The 14,413-nt window shown below is 65.4% G+C and carries 9 protein-coding genes; 4 read left to right on the top strand and 5 right to left on the bottom strand.

Annotated features, from left to right (window positions below):
- Positions 1–49: 49 nt before the first annotated feature.
- Positions 50–1,858: a phosphatase PAP2 family protein gene (locus GC092_RS00750; protein WP_324013485.1), complete on the bottom strand. Its 1,809-nt coding sequence runs from the start codon at positions 1,856–1,858 to the stop codon at positions 50–52.
- Between the two features lie 164 nt (positions 1,859–2,022).
- On the bottom strand, positions 2,023–2,592 hold the full coding sequence (locus GC092_RS00745) for a hypothetical protein (RefSeq protein ID WP_324013483.1): 570 nt from the start codon (positions 2,590–2,592) through the stop codon (positions 2,023–2,025).
- 653 nt (positions 2,593–3,245) lie between these two features.
- On the opposite strand from GC092_RS00745, the gene GC092_RS00740 reads away from it, so the two are divergent.
- Entirely contained in the window at positions 3,246–4,670 is a 1,425-nt protein-coding gene (locus tag GC092_RS00740) for an FAD-dependent monooxygenase (RefSeq protein WP_324013481.1), read from the top strand.
- Between the two features lie 91 nt (positions 4,671–4,761).
- Positions 4,762–5,829, top strand: coding sequence for a hypothetical protein (locus tag GC092_RS00735; protein WP_324013480.1), 1,068 nt, complete (start codon positions 4,762–4,764; stop codon positions 5,827–5,829).
- 45 nt (positions 5,830–5,874) lie between these two features.
- On the opposite strand, the gene GC092_RS00730 is transcribed toward GC092_RS00735, so the two are convergent.
- The 3 genes from GC092_RS00730 to GC092_RS00720 all read right to left on the bottom strand — a co-directional run bounded on the left by GC092_RS00730 (position 5,875) and on the right by GC092_RS00720 (position 9,687).
- On the bottom strand, positions 5,875–6,339 hold the full coding sequence (locus GC092_RS00730) for a hypothetical protein (RefSeq protein WP_324013478.1): 465 nt from the start codon (positions 6,337–6,339) through the stop codon (positions 5,875–5,877).
- A 338-nt stretch (positions 6,340–6,677) separates the two neighbouring features.
- A complete protein-coding gene (locus tag GC092_RS00725; protein ID WP_324013476.1) occupies positions 6,678–8,579 on the bottom strand; it encodes a DUF4365 domain-containing protein in 1,902 nt (633 codons plus the stop codon).
- Positions 8,580–8,874: 295 nt separating this feature from the next.
- Positions 8,875–9,687 carry a hypothetical protein gene (locus tag GC092_RS00720; protein WP_324013475.1) on the bottom strand — a complete coding sequence of 271 codons (813 nt, stop codon included), beginning with the start codon at positions 9,685–9,687 and terminating at the stop codon, positions 8,875–8,877.
- A gap of 609 nt (positions 9,688–10,296) precedes the next feature.
- Between GC092_RS00720 and GC092_RS00715 the strand changes: the two genes are divergently transcribed.
- Positions 10,297–11,109, top strand: coding sequence for a hypothetical protein (locus tag GC092_RS00715; RefSeq protein WP_324013472.1), 813 nt, complete (start codon positions 10,297–10,299; stop codon positions 11,107–11,109).
- The gene (locus tag GC092_RS00710; RefSeq protein ID WP_324013471.1) at positions 11,102–14,413 is read left to right on the top strand and encodes a DEAD/DEAH box helicase; all 3,312 of its coding nucleotides are present in this window, start codon (positions 11,102–11,104) and stop codon (positions 14,411–14,413) included. Before GC092_RS00715 ends, GC092_RS00710 begins: the two co-directional genes overlap by 8 nt.

Below are 14,413 nucleotides of genomic sequence, written 5' to 3'. Positions count from 1 at the left end.
TCTCACCCACCCCGCCGGCGGGCGGGGATCTCCCCCGCCCGCCGACACGTCAGCGCGCGTCGACCAGCGTGAGCACGCCGCCCTCGACCCGCAGCTCCGGCTGGTAGCCCTCCGGCAGCCCCGTGACCTCAAGCGCCGGAAGCGCGCCCGGGAACTTCGCGGCCTCGATGAGCGGCAGCTCTGCCGGCACCTCGGCCAGCGCCGGCACGTCGACCGCGAGCGTGCCGCGCAGCTTCGCCTTGCCGTCGACCGAGAGGGCGGGAGCGGAGGCGTCCTCGATCGTCAGCGCGAGCGTCGCGCCCTTCTTCTGCGTGAGCTCCCCGCCGACCTCGAGCGTGCCATCCGCCTGCTCGCGGACGGCGCCCCGCTGCAGCTCGACGTCGGCCGTGCCGAGCGCGGTCGCGGTCGTCGCGACGAGCTCGCCGCCCTTCACGCGCACGCCGCCCGTGAAGGAGTTCTCACCCGCGAGGATGAGCGTGCCCGTGCCGTCGAGCGTGAGCGACCCCGCGCCGTCGATGTCGTTCCGCCACACGTCCACCGCACCGTAGCCATCCGCCGTCGCGTCGAGCGAGACCGCGACGTCGCGGTCGAATGCGCCGAAGCCGTTCGCGGCGGCGAAGAGGTTGAGCCGGCCCCAGCCCTCGGCGTCGTCCGCGACGGGGAGGCCCGACTCGAGCGCGGTCGAGTAGAGCACCCAGCGCAGCTGCGCGTCGTCGAGATAGGGGTAGCGCGTGCGGATGAGCTCCTCGGCGCCCTCCGGCACGACCGGCGCGACGCCCGCCTCGCCGACGGGGTCGAGGCCGAACGTGGTGTTCGCGAGGTACTCCGCGAGGCGCGCCTGGTACGCGTCGCGGTCGGTGTCGAGATCGAGCTCAGCCTCGAGTGCGGTGTCGGCGTCCGCCGTCGCCTCGGCGATCAGCTCGGCGTTCTCGTCGTCGGCGAGGGTCGCCGCGGCGAGGCCGGTCGCGAGGATGCGGCCGCCGATGATGTCGAGCGCCGAGTGCATCCCGGCCTCGGCACGGCTGTAGCCGAGGTCGGACGCCTGCAGCAGGAGGTCGTCGTAGTGCTCGGGCACGGCCGTGGCGAGCGCGATGCCCGCGAGGAAGGCGGCATTCGTATGCCCGCTCGGGAATCCGCCGTCCGAAGCGGCCTCCGACTCGGGCTTCTTGACCGGCTCGAGCTCGGGCACGAGCACGACGTCGTCGCTCCAGCGGAACGGGCGCATGTACTGGTAGTACTCCTTGGCGCGGTTGGAGGTCGCCCACGGCCCGCGCACGGTGTTCACGAGCTGCACGACGCTGCCGAGCTCGGAGTCGACGTCGGCCCAGGCGCCGTTCTCGTTGCCGCGGTCGTCGTACTTGGTCGTGAGCGCGTCGGCGGGGATCTCGTCGGGGATGGTCGTGCCCGCGTTCGCGAGGTCGCGGAACTCCTGCGCGTCCTCCTCGAGGCCCTCGATCATCGAGTAGCTCTGGTGGCGGCGGTCGGCGAGGTAGGCGGCGTCGGCCTCCTCGTCGGTGCGGTTCTGCGTGATCCGCTCGATCGCGGCGATGTTCTGCTCATGCACCTGGGCATTCAGGACCGTGCCGTCATTCCAGGTGGTGCCGGGCGTCCAGTACTCGAGCATCTCGGAGAGCACGCCGATCGCCGGGTTCGTCTCGGGCGTCGTGAAGTCGGTCGTGTTCTGGCGGTACGTGTCGACGAACGCGCCGTACGCCGCCGCGCGCGGCTCGATGGCCGACGCGTCGACGAGGTCGTCGTCCTTCGCGGCGAAGGCAGGCTGCGCGAAGGCGGGGCCGACGAGGAGCGGGAGGAGCACAGCGCAGGCGACGGCCTTGCGACGAGGGAATGCGGATGGCACGGATCTTCCTTCCTGAGTCCGTCGGGTCGGACTCACGGCGGGCGCGGTCGGATGGCCGCGGAGGGGATGCCGGAAGGCTCGCGGATGGCGGTGAACGGTCGGGAAACGCCTTCCCGACGTCCTGCGCGCGGGGCCTGCGCCCGCGTGATCGGACGCCGGCCGTCCTATGCGGCGAGGTCCTTCCGCCACTCGGCCGCGAGGTACTCCAGATCGCCCCAGCCGGTCGGATGCCGCGTGACGGTCTCGAGCGCATAGCCCGACTCGGCGAGCGCCCGCGCCTGGGGGTCGCGCGGCGCCGCCTCACCGCCATCCGCCGCCGGGATGACGTCGCCCTCCGCATCGGGGCGATGCAGGCTCACCGCGCGGACCGCCGCGAACCAGTGCGCCCGCGCCTGCTCCTCCACGGCCTTGATGAGCATCGCCTCGAGGATGCCGGCGTCGCGGCGCGGCACGAACACGCTGATGCTCGCGAGCACTCCGCCGTCCGGCGGCGCCATGAACTGCGCGGCTCCCGCGGCCCGCCCGGCGATCCGCGCGAGCAGCGGCACGCACGTCGCGCCGCGCAGCCGCTCGAGTGCGTCGGCAGGCTTCTGCGCGCCGATACCGGCGCCGCTCTGCTCCCGCATCACCGTCGCGGCGATCTCGAGGTAGTCGAGGAAATCCTGCGCATCGCGCGCGTCGACGGCGTCCGGCAACGTCACGGGTGCGATCTCGACGGCGATCATCCGGGTCATCCTGCCAGGAGAGAAGCGGATGGCCCGGTGCACGCGCGCGGGACGCCGAACGTCAGGCCCGGGCCGTCCCACGCCCACGGGTCGAGCGGGGTCGGCCGTCCCCGTCAGCGGGCGGGCGGACGAGCCACGAGCAGCTCGCCGATGCCGTCGACCTCGACCGGTCCGTGGCTTGCGGGCACGAGGAAGGTCGAGCCGACGGCGGCCCGCGCGCCATCGATCACCGGGGAGCCCTCGCGTGAGCATCACTCGGCGTTGGCCACCGGGGCGTTGCGAGAGGGTGCTCGCGAATGGCCGCACAAGGCGCTCCATCGATACGCTCATCGACCCAGATACGTTTCGGGAGAGGTCGGATTGTCGACGCTTTCGATGAGGTCGTGGAAGTCATTGAACTTCGACGAAAAGCCGCGGCCTATATCGCCAATTGACGATCGCCGAACTGGCAGCTGGCCGTAACCGCCGCCCAGCGCTGGCGCGAACGACGGAGCGTTACGCCTCGGAGGCAGGTTTCGAAGCGTAGAGACGACAAAGGCAGGAAGCTCGAGGCCTCCTGCCACCTTCAGGATATCGCCCGCCCAGGGGCTTGCCGCAAGGCCCCCGGCGCGGAGCAGAATGGTCCGCCGCGCCGGAGATTCCGGCGCGGAAGGGGGCGGCACATGTACGACGTGATCATCATCGGCGGCGGCCCGACGGGCATGATGCTCGCGAGCGAGCTGCGCCTCCACGACGTCAGCGTGCTCGTCCTCGAGCGCGACGCGGAGCCAACCCGCCTCGTGCGGTCACTCGGGCTGCACGCGCGCAGCATCGAGATCCTCGATCAGCGCGGGCTCCTCGAGCGCTTCCTCGAGCACGGCGCGGCCTACTCCGGGGTCGGGCGCTTCGCGCGAATCGACAAGCCGCAGCCCGCCGACCTCGACACCGCGCACGGGTACATCCTCGGCATCCCGCAGCCGATCACCGACCGCCTGCTCGCCGAGCGCGCGGCCGAACTCGGCGCCGACATCCGACGCGGCATCGAGGCCGTCGGCCTCACACAGGATGAGGATGGCGTCACGGTCGAACTCGCGGATGGCGCGAGCGTGCGCTCCCGGTGGGTGGTCGGCTGCGACGGCGGTCGCAGCCTTGTGCGCCGTGCGCTCGGCGTCGGCTTCCGCGGTGAGGCCGCGACGACGGAGTGGCTGCTCGGCGAGATCGAGATCACGGCGCCGGCGGATGAGGTGGCCGCGATCTCGGACGAGGTGCGCAAGACGCATCGCGGGTTCGGAATCGGCCCGACGCCGGACGGCCACTTCCGCGCGGTCGTGCCCGCGGCATCCGTCTCGGAGGACCGCACCGTGCCCCCGACGCTCGACGAGTTCCGATCACAGCTCCGTGCCTTCGCCGGGACGGACTTCGGCGCCCACTCCCCCATCTCGCTCACCCGCTTCACCGACGCGACGCGTCTGGCCGATCGATATCGCGTGGGCCGCGTGTTCCTCGCGGGCGATGCGGCGCACGTGCATCCGCCGCTCGGCGGGCAGGGCCTGAACCTCGGCATCCAAGACGCGTTCAACCTGGGGTGGAAGCTCGCGGCGGAGGTTCGCGGATGGGCCGCGCCCGGCCTGCTCGACACCTACTTCGCCGAGCGGCATCCGGTCGCGTCGGATGTGCTGACACTGACGCGCGCACAAAGCGTGCTGATCGACGCGGCTCCTGGCCCGCAGGCGGCGCGTCGGCTCTTCGCCGAGCTGATGGACTTCGACGACGTCAACCGCTTCCTCGCGGAGCGCGTCGCATCGATCGGGATCCGCTACGACCTCGGCTCAGACAACCCGCTCGTCGGGCGGAGGCTTCGCGACATGCCACTGGCGGAGGGGCGCCTGTACGAGCGCATGCGCGACGGGCGCTGGCTGCTGCTCGACCCGACCGGCGGGCTGTCGGTCGACGGATGGCCGGAGGTCGTCGACCGGATCGTGGACGTCGGCGAGCACCTGGGTCAGGAGGCTGTACTGCTGCGGCCGGATGGGCACGTGGCGTGGGTCGGCGGCGTTCAGGAGGGGCTGGAGAGGGCGCTCGAAGAGTGGATCGCGGTCGTTCGCTGAAGACGTTGTCGAAGGGAGACGACCCGAATGTCGCATGATGCCGATATCTTCATGTGACCACCCCGGGCACCCGGGCACTCGAAGGAACACCATGAGCGATCAGAACCCTCCCGAACAGCCTCCCTACCGCCCTGGCGACGTCGTCAACGGTTGGCTCCTCACCGAAGGAGGCGAATGGGTTCCCGCAACCCAACCGCCGACGGCACCTGCCTTCACCGATACAACGGCCGTCTCGCAGGCCCCCGTGTCGTCAGCCTCGCATCCCTTCGCACCCCAGGCGACCCCAAAGAAGAAGCGGAAGAAGTGGCCGTGGATCGTCGCGGCGGCGGTCGTGGTCGTCATCCTGGCCGTGGTGAACGTCGCCGACCAGATCATCTCGAACGCCATCACGACAGCGCGCGAAGAGAGCACCTCATCCACCTCTTCAGACGGCGGCGCGAGCGCGGGTGATGAGCAGGCCGACGAAGGATCCGTTGCGGAAGACGAGCCGGTGGCCGAGGAAGAACCCGAGCCCGAGCCCGTCGACTTGAGCACCTTCGGCGAGGTTGATGCGGCGACCTGGGCGGCAATCGCCGCCGACGCGAATGCCCACGTCGGCAAGCAGGTGATCGTCTACGCGGAGGTCACCCAGTACGACTCCTACACCGGCGCCGACAGCGTGCGCGCGAATGTGGGCGCAACGCAGCCGGGCGGCGAGTACGAGCTCGATGTCAATACCTTCCTTGTCGCCGAGGACGACGCACCATTCAACGGAGTCGTCTTGGAGGACGTGCTGAAGGTGCACGCGGTGGTGAGCGGGGCGATCGAATACGAGACGACGATGGGCGCGCTGGAGGTGGTCCCCGCGCTCTCGGTCGTCGCCGTCGAGAAGGTGGGTTACAAGGACCTGACGGGCGACACGGTGATCGGCGCGCCGGTGTGGAGCGGGTACGGAAGCATGGAGCTTCCGATCACGGTGACGAACAGCGCGGCCGGCCCGATGAGCTACTCCATCGAGGTCGTCGCCGAGAGCCCGGATGGCAGCACTCAGTACGATTCCGGGTACGTTCACGTCGACAATCTCAACCCCGGACAGTCGGGAACCGACAACGCCTTCTTCATGGAGATCCCGCAGGACGCCGTGTACCGGGTCGTGTCCGTCGAGCGACGGGCGCCCTGAGCCTCTGAGCGGTTCCACCCCAGACGCGATTCACCCAGCGACAGGTCAGTCGGGGAGAACGACCAGCGATTCTCCCTTGACTCTCAGCTGGCGACGCAGTTGGCGCCTTACTTCATCGAGTGCGTCGAGGTATCGACTGAACGGTGGAACACCGCTGCCGCTGCGCGGGTCATCCTTCCCCTTGGTGAGCTCAATGAGCGCATAGGCCTCTCGCTGAACCTGAAGCGCCGCTCGACTCAGAGGTAGATCTGCCAGCAACGAGATTCGAGAGACGGATACGCGAACCTGCTCGAGCACAGTGTCCAGATCGTCTCCTGCATACTTCGACCGCGCCAGATGGGAGAGTCTCCGTGAGGTCGCCACTAGTGCATTGACCTCGTCATAAAGATCTCTGTCCCATCGGTGCTCGAAGTCGCGCTTGTGTTTGATGATGTCGGCGAGCTGCCCGACGACAAACGCGAGAACTGTTGCGATCGCGCCGGTTAGTACGGTTTGCAGAACGGCATCCACGCATCCGAGCCTATACAGCACGTCTCGACCGCACTTTCCTGCGATGATCTGCCCATGACAGCGGTGCGGTGGCCAGACGCGAACGAACTCTTCGCTGAATGGCAGAGACAGATTTCCGGCTGGGAGTCGTTCCGGCAGGAGGTCAGTGTCCTTAAATCCACCGATCCTGACCAGCAGTTTGTATGGCGTGGTCAGTCCGATGCCCGATGGAACTTACACAACTCAGAATCGGGAGAGAGTAACCGGCCAGGCGACAGACAGGCTTCTGCGTACCACGTTGGGAGCCGCACGCAAGTCGACGGATTACGTTCATGCCATCACGCCAGTCAGAGCCTGAGTCAGAGCCCCGCGCGCGGGTCGGTTGGAAGGAATACCGACTTGTAGCTTCCGGAGTCGTCGTGATCGCGCAACTCGATCGGATGGGCGGGCAGACGTAGCGTCTCGAAGAACTCGAGCGTCATCTGCCGCAGGCTATCGGTCATCATCGGATCGTCGAGAAGCTCGTCGACGAACGTGTCTCCGAAATTCGCCCAGGCGCACCACATTGCGTCCTGCGCGATGTGTCCCAGCACGCCATCCTCGTGACTACCGTCCGCGAGGGTTGCAAACAGCAAGCTGGCCCATAGGGAACCTGCAGTGTTGACCACAACAGCCGCAGTAGCGCGCGCAAGCAAAGAATCTCTGTCCTCGTTCCCCTCCCACGCTGTAGCGAGGCCGGCGAATGCCCAGCCGTTCATAGCGTCTGCCCGAATCGCCTCCAGCGCGGCGACTTCAAGCGATTGACTCCCCTCTTCGTCGAGGCTTGGCTGGAAGGAGGGAATAGCGAGGTCCTCGCGTCTCTGCTTCGCTATGCCAAGCTCATCGACGATCAGCCTCAGCGCGTAAGAGGTGAGTCGCCACTGGGCGTCTCGCGGATCATCCCAGATCGGGGCGTCCGCCAAGACATCGCGAGCTTCCTCATAGCGGCCGGTCCGCATGAGCAAGTCAGCAAGGTAAGCACATGCCTTCCAGTCACCAAGCCTGACGGCATGGCGGTAGCAGCTCTCGGCATCGGAGATCTTCTCCATCGCCCAGTTCGCGTTGCCCTTCTCTCTCCACCAGTAGCCGCGCTTTCGATAGGCCACATCGGCCGTCGCTGCTTCCTCGTATAGCCGCAGGCTCTCTGCCGGGTCGACGGTACGCAGCATGTTGCCCGCGTTATAAAGGCGAACCGCTGGATGTTCGGACGATCCGGCGGCATCTCGCACGACGTGCGCAACCGCGCGGAGCAGTTCGGGCTCGGGGTGTGAGGACAATACCGCGGTGATTGCGACATCGTGCGGCCGCGGGTTCCCAGACGTGGCGGCACGTCGGATGAAGGTAAGCAGTGTTTCGCTCTCTCCGAATTTGGTCAAGAGTCCGATCACGTACCCGAAGGAACTCGCGTTGAAGATCGCATGCGATCCGGGCGCGGCGATCCTTAACAGTCGGAGGCATAGCTCCTCAGCACCCACGCTTGCGCACGACACTGCGAAGGACGCAATCACGTCGGGTGCAAGTTCGCTGTAGTCCTGGATCTGTGGGTCCCAAGTAATCGGGTGCTCGTAATTTCCTCGTAATCCCGCAACGATCCGATCTCCATCGATCGAGGCATAGAGGTAAGGCAGAGCCGGCGCATTGTGCACCACGCGCACGAACGCTGGTAGCGCTGCGAGTTTCCGAGCGATTGCTCTACGAAGCGGTCTGCCCACAGCACCATGCAGGTCGTCGCCCTTCAAATGCACATCAATCGGCAGATGGCGCCACAGTTCGCGAGCGAATCGCCATGCGCGGGCCTCCTCGGCGAGCAGGGACGCCGACTCGCTATCCAACATCTCCTTACAGCGTACTTGTCGACTCTTCGTCTCCGGGTTCTCATCGTGCGGAAGAAGGTGCGACCAGCAAAACCAAAGGGTTTTGCTGGGCTCATGCGCGATGACTACCAGAGTTGCGTCGGGAGTCTGCGCCCAGTAGTTCAAGGTCGATCTCTTGATGGACTCAGCAGGCTGGTGTCCGCTCCCCTGCCTCGTCGACTTCAACTGCACGTTGAAGAAGATGCCGGTCGTCTGTTCGTGCTCGAAGATCTCAACGCGCCTGTCGATGCCGTAGTCCTCTTCGACGGGATGAACCACCCATTCCGGCGGCAATACGTGCGCGAATGCGCGATCGGACCACGAAGAACGAGAGTGGTTCTCGTCTCGTTTGGGAAGGTCGGGCGTCATGAGTGAGACCTTAGCCGAGGAAACCGCCCCAGTCGTCGAGCAGCGAGACCGCCGGCACCCCCTCGAAATTCTTGCGGGCCTGTCAGCCGCGGAAAGCCGGTCGCAATCGCGCGCCGATCCAGCGATCTCCGACGTTTCGAATCTTGCTCCCAAGCGGATACCCCGCACACTCCGCGGCGGTACACAATTCGACGTGGGGCTCCACACTTCCCGGATTCACGTCGACGGTAAGAGTTACCTCCATGTCTCCGCGGACCAAACTCAGCCGACGCTCCCCTACACGTCGGTCATCTGCCTACTTCGGGTGTGCCCGCATCGCCTCGATGTACGGAGCGAGGATCGCATCAATACGCTTTCGGTCAGCCGGCGAAAGTTCGGGAGTCATAGGGCCGGTCTGGGCGACTACACCATCGCGGGTCGCGAACGTCGGATAGCCGTCTTGAGGATCATCCTGACCGCGTGGTGGTTCCCAGCCACACGGGATCGATTCCGGGTTGAATCGCTCGGCCTGAATACGATCCACTATCGAATTGAGTTGCACCGCGAGGAGGGTAAGGACTTCATCCTCGTCAGGAGCAACAAAGATCCAGGCAGTTCCGTCTGGCCATTGTGCGTGTGGAGAGATGCGTTCAGCTCCCGCCGGAATGTTTCCCGTCATGCCCGCAGGGCCGTACAGGCCCGCTCGCAGGATTCCATCCTGGTCTGGGCCGGTTACCCATTCGTCCGGTTGTTTCCCTGCCGGGTGGTCGAGGAGAGTTCGGAAGTCCCGCGCCAGTCGAAGGGTGTCCCATCTATCGGGGAAGAGGGCGATGCCCACCATCCATTCCAAGAACTTTTCGTTCTTCGTGTGGGGCGGGTTGTCAAACACTGACGGGAACCGCTTCACAAGACTGACCATTGCAGAGACGGCAGCGTAGTAACTCAGGAAAAAGTCTTTCGTCGCGTTGATGACGCTTTCTTGAACCGCTCGGCTCGGCCGCGAGTTTCGGTCTAGCTTGCTTACGGAAATTGCCCCCCGACGCGCCGCCTCGACGGCGTTGCGATGCCTCAGAAGATCGCCGAGCGCTCGACCAAACGCAAGGACGACAGTACGTTCACGGTCGCTCAACGTGCTGTGATGCGTCGCAAATGCATCCAATGAGCAAGATAGCCTGGGCCAATCCTGAATAGCGCCGGTGGTGTCGACTCGCTGCGGTCGTTGGCAGGCTCACGATTCATACGACAAGCGTAGCGATCCAGACAAACGTGTACACATCGGACCTGTCCCGTGGACGAAGGGTTCCTTTTCGTTGACTTCCGGTGAATATTGCGATTCGGCGCCGGGCGATGGTGCCTTTTGAATCGGTCGGTGCTGACTCCTCGCCGGGTTGGCCCTCACTGGTTGTAGGTCAGGAGGTGTCTACACGGCGTGCTCGCGCATGTGTCAAGTCCGAGTTCGTTAGAGACTCGCGGTGGCTCGGCGACCGGCCGGTGGATCGAGGCCGGCACGTGCGGTCCTCGAGGATTTCGGTCGCACGGACCTCACTGTCGGCCGCGGTCACGTGAATCGGCGGGCGACGGACGCACCGATGCAACCATAATCAGGCGAGACCCGCCGGGCGCGGGCGCACGAACGTCCCAGGCGGCAGGTAGACATGTTCTATCACCCGCACACGACTGACGCGCCGCTCTGAACGATGCGAACTTCTGATCGCGGCGCGCCTGATGAAGAGGCTCTATGACCCCGACTGCGCTCGCGGAAACTCCGTCATCAGTGGTGACGCCGACGCGCTTGCCCCTCGGCATCAGCGGCTCCTTCACACCCGAAGCACCTGCGCGCGACGAACTCGCATCCAACGACGACGACCCCGTGTCGCTCACCTCCTACCGACAGAAGATGGCAATGAGCAAGTCTGCCGCCGACCGCCCCTTCTTGAAGTCGCGTCATCGCGTCAAGACGTACGGCGAGGTGTTCACCCCGCGCTCGATGGTCGATCAGATGCTTGACATCGTCAGCGAGGAGCTTGAACGTGGCGAAGGGTTCGTCGACAAGACCTTCCTTGAGCCGGCTGCCGGCGACGGAAACTTCCTCGTCGCAATCCTGCAGCGCAAGCTCGCCGCGATCGAGGCGAGGCTCGATCCGTCGATCTGGCCACGGGAATCGCTGTTCGCGATTGCGTCGATCTACGCGATCGAGCTACTCGAGGACAACCACCGGGACGCGCAGGCCGCACTGGTGGGCGAGTTCGTCAAGTTCCATGCCTCCCACGGCACACCCTGCTCGCCGCGGACCGACCTTCGCCGCGCAGCTGTCTTCCTCGTCAGGACCAACATCCTGCGCGGCAATACGCTTACCGGCCGTACGCCCGACGGCAAAGAGATCGAGTTCTCGTGGTGGACTCGCCAGGCGGACGACGCGTCGATGGTGAGGAGAGAGCGGTTCACCTTCAACTCGCTGCGCGAGGACGGCGCTTTCGACTTAGCGGTGCACCCCTCCTATGAGCCGTGCCCGGTCCACCACGTTCACAAGAGAGCGAACGCAGATGCCTAACCCGCCGATCAGCACGTTCCGGGAGATCACGCCGCAGATCTACTCGTGGAGCACGACCGACCTGCCCAAGTACGCCGGCTGGGAGAAGATCGGCTACACGGAGCAAGAGGGCGGTGCGCAGGCGCGCATCGCTCAGCAGGCCACGCAGCTGTCGATCAGTAAGAAGATCGAGTGGGTGTTCAAGGCGACCTACATGACGCCCGACGGTGGGCGGTTCACCGACCACGACTTCCACGCGTTCCTCAAACAGCAGGGCATCGAACGCGACGGCGTCCCGTCGACCGAAAGCCGCCCCAAGCGCACCGAGTGGCACCGCTTCGAAGGAGCCCCGAAGACCTCGCGCCAGTATTTCCTCGACTTCGCCTCGGGCAACTTCGAGATCGAGACCTCCGGCGCCATCGAGCAGGACTACGAGCTTCGTCCGGAGCAGAAGGCCGCCGTTGCCCAGGCGCTCGAGGCGTTCCATGGCGGCAAGGCCGAGGTACTCTGGAACGCCAAACCGCGCTTCGGCAAGACCCTCACGACCTACGACCTCATGCGCAAGCTCGAAGCGCGCCGGGTCCTCATCGTGACGAACCGGCCGGCAATCGCGAATTCGTGGCTCGATGACTTCCTGCGCTTCATCGGGCATCAGACGAGCTACCGGTTTGTCTCCGAGTCCCCCTCGCTGAACGGTCGCCCGACGATGACGAGGCAGCAGTGGTCGTCATATGTCGCTCACACGAGCGACGAGGATCCGCGCATCATCGAGTTCCTCTCACTACAGGACCTCAAGGGCTCGGTGTACTTCGGAGGAGGCTACGAGAAGCTCGGCCACGTTGCCAAGCACGAGTGGGACCTGCTCGTCATCGACGAGGCGCACGAGGGAGTCGACACGACGAAGACCGACGTCGCTTTCGACCAGATCACCCGCCGGTGGACGCTGCATCTGTCGGGCACGCCGTTCAAGGCGCTCGCCTCGGGCCGGTTCGCCCAGGACCAGATCTTCAACTGGACCTACGAGGACGAGCAGGCCGCGCGCGCAGAGTGGGACGACCCGACCCAGGAGAACCCCTACGAGGCTCTCCCCACGCTCAACCTGTTCACCTACCAGATCTCCCGGATGATCAGCGATCGTCTCGCTGAGGGTGTGGCGATCGCGGAGGACGAAGCGAACATCGACTACGCCTTCGACCTGGGCGAGTTCTTCCGTACGAAGGACAACGGGTTCTTCGAACACGAAGCGGACGTGCAGGTCTTCCTCGATCGGCTGTCCGTGAACGAGAAGTATCCGTTCTCGACCCCGGAGCTTCGCGACGAGATCCGGCACTCGCTCTGGTTGCTCGATCGCGTGGCCTCGGCCAAGGCTCTGCAGCGCATGCTGAGAAAGCACCCGGTGTTCAGGGATTACACCGTGGTCCTCGCAGCGGGCGACGGGCGTGGCGCGGACGACGACAGCGATCTCGTGACCTCCAAGGCCTCGCTGACTAAGGTCCGCGAAGCCATCGCCGAGGCTGAAAATGTCGGCGGCAGGACGATCACCCTCTCAGTTGGTCAGCTCACCACCGGTGTGACCGTCCCGGAATGGACCGCGGTCGTCATGCTCTCGAACGTGACCTCGCCGGCGCTGTACATGCAGGCGGCGTTCCGGGCGCAGAACCCGTGCACCTTCGAGCGCGGCGACAAGGTGTTCCAAAAGAAGAATGCCTACATCTTCGACTTCGCTCCCGAGCGCACGCTCACGATCTTCGACGAGTTCGCGAACAACCTCCATCCGAACCCCTCGGGCGACCCGGCAGTGCGGCAGCAGAACATTCGCACGCTGCTGAACTTCTTCCCCGTGCTCGGCGAGGACTCCGAGGGGCGGATGGTCGAGCTTGACGCCTCGCAAGTCCTCACCTTTCCGAAGGTGTTCAAAGCCCGCGAGGTCGTACGCCGGGGGTTCCTGTCGAACCTGCTGTTCGCTAACGTCGCCGGGATCTTCCGCTACTCGGAGCATGTGAAGCAGATCCTCGACAAGCTCCCTACCACGGAGCAGGGCAAGCTCAAGAAGAAGGAGCTCGATCTGCCGGAGCCGCTCCCCAACGTGGACCGCGACGGCAACGCCGAGGTCGACCTCGAGACCGTCATCAACCCAAAGGTCGCCGAGCTCGGCGCTCCGGTATGGAGCGTCGAGGAGATCCCGACGACGGACCCCCAGGCTCCTGCGTCCGAGGTGGCGAGGAAGCTCGCGAAACTCGCGACCGAGAAGACGCGCGAGACCCGCGACAAGCTGCAGACTGAGTACGGCTTGACGAAGAAGCAGGTCGAGCGCGACGAGAAGGCGACCGAGGCGGAGATCGTGCGCAGGTACGAACGCGCGCGCGTCGAGCACGAGATCGCCTCGAAGCACCTCGCCGACGAGCTGGCCGAGGCCCCCACCGAGGCCGAAGCCGCCGCAATCGTCATGAAGAAGGCCGATCAGGAGAAGGCCTTCCACGAGAGCGTCGCCAAGATTCTTCTGGAGACGACCGAGTCAGTCACCCGGACTGTCGTTCAGCGCGAGGAACAGAAGAAGGAGCAGAAGCGCGCCGACCAGACGATGGACGACGCACGCTCGCATCTGCGCGGCTTTGCCCGCACGATCCCGATGTTCCTCATGGCCTACGGCGATAGGAACACCAAGCTCTCGAACTTCGACGACTACACGCCCGACCACGTGTTCGAGGAGATCACGGGCATCAGCGAGGCGGAGTTCCGCCTGCTGCGCGACGGCCAGGAGGTCGCTGAGGAGGACGGCACCGTCACCAAGATCCCCGGTCTCTTCGACGAAGCGGTGTTCGACCAGTCGATCCAGGAGTTTCTCGACAAGAAGGAGGCCCTCGCCGACTACTTCGACGACGCGCAGACGGAGAACATCTTCGCCTACATCCCGCAGCAGAAGACCTCGCTCGTCTTCACACCGCAGCCGGTCGTCAAGCAAATGGTCGACATCCTCGAGACCGAGAACCCCGACATCTTCGCCGATCCCGAAAAGACCTTCGCCGACCTGTTCTCCACCGCCGGACTTTTCCTCATGGAACTCGTGCGCCGCCTGGACACGGGGCTGACGGACTGGATTCCAGACCAGGGCGAGCGACTAAAGCACATCCTCACCTCGCAGCTGTTCGAGATGAGCCATAACGAGATCCTTCACGAGATCACCCTCGAAGCCGTCTCCGGCGGGGTGCCCGAACGCAAGCGGTGGCTCGAGGAGTCCGGCCACTTCAGGGTAGGCAACCTCGCGAAGATGACCAGCGAACAGCGCACTCAGGTGATCGACGACATGCTGACGAAAGGGGACTGA

It is taken from the genome of Microbacterium sp. JZ37 (genome assembly GCF_035188445.1).
Lineage (GTDB): Bacteria > Actinomycetota > Actinomycetes > Actinomycetales > Microbacteriaceae > Microbacterium > Microbacterium barkeri.
Note: the sequence above shows the minus strand (reverse complement) of the source record. Positions and strands in the feature narration are given on the sequence as shown.

Bases quoted from the DNA above. Each gene is read 5' to 3' on its own strand.
- GC092_RS00715 (WP_324013472.1), top strand. From the start codon at position 10,297: ATGACCCCGACTGCGCTCGCGGAAACTCCGTCATCAGTGGTGACGCCG.
- GC092_RS00745 (WP_324013483.1), bottom strand. From the start codon at position 2,592: ATGACCCGGATGATCGCCGTCGAGATCGCACCCGTGACGTTGCCGGAC.
- GC092_RS00725 (WP_324013476.1), bottom strand. From the start codon at position 8,579: ATGACGCCCGACCTTCCCAAACGAGACGAGAACCACTCTCGTTCTTCG.
- GC092_RS00710 (WP_324013471.1), top strand. From the start codon at position 11,102: ATGCCTAACCCGCCGATCAGCACGTTCCGGGAGATCACGCCGCAGATC.
- GC092_RS00735 (WP_324013480.1), top strand. From the start codon at position 4,762: ATGAGCGATCAGAACCCTCCCGAACAGCCTCCCTACCGCCCTGGCGAC.
- GC092_RS00740 (WP_324013481.1), top strand. From the start codon at position 3,246: ATGTACGACGTGATCATCATCGGCGGCGGCCCGACGGGCATGATGCTC.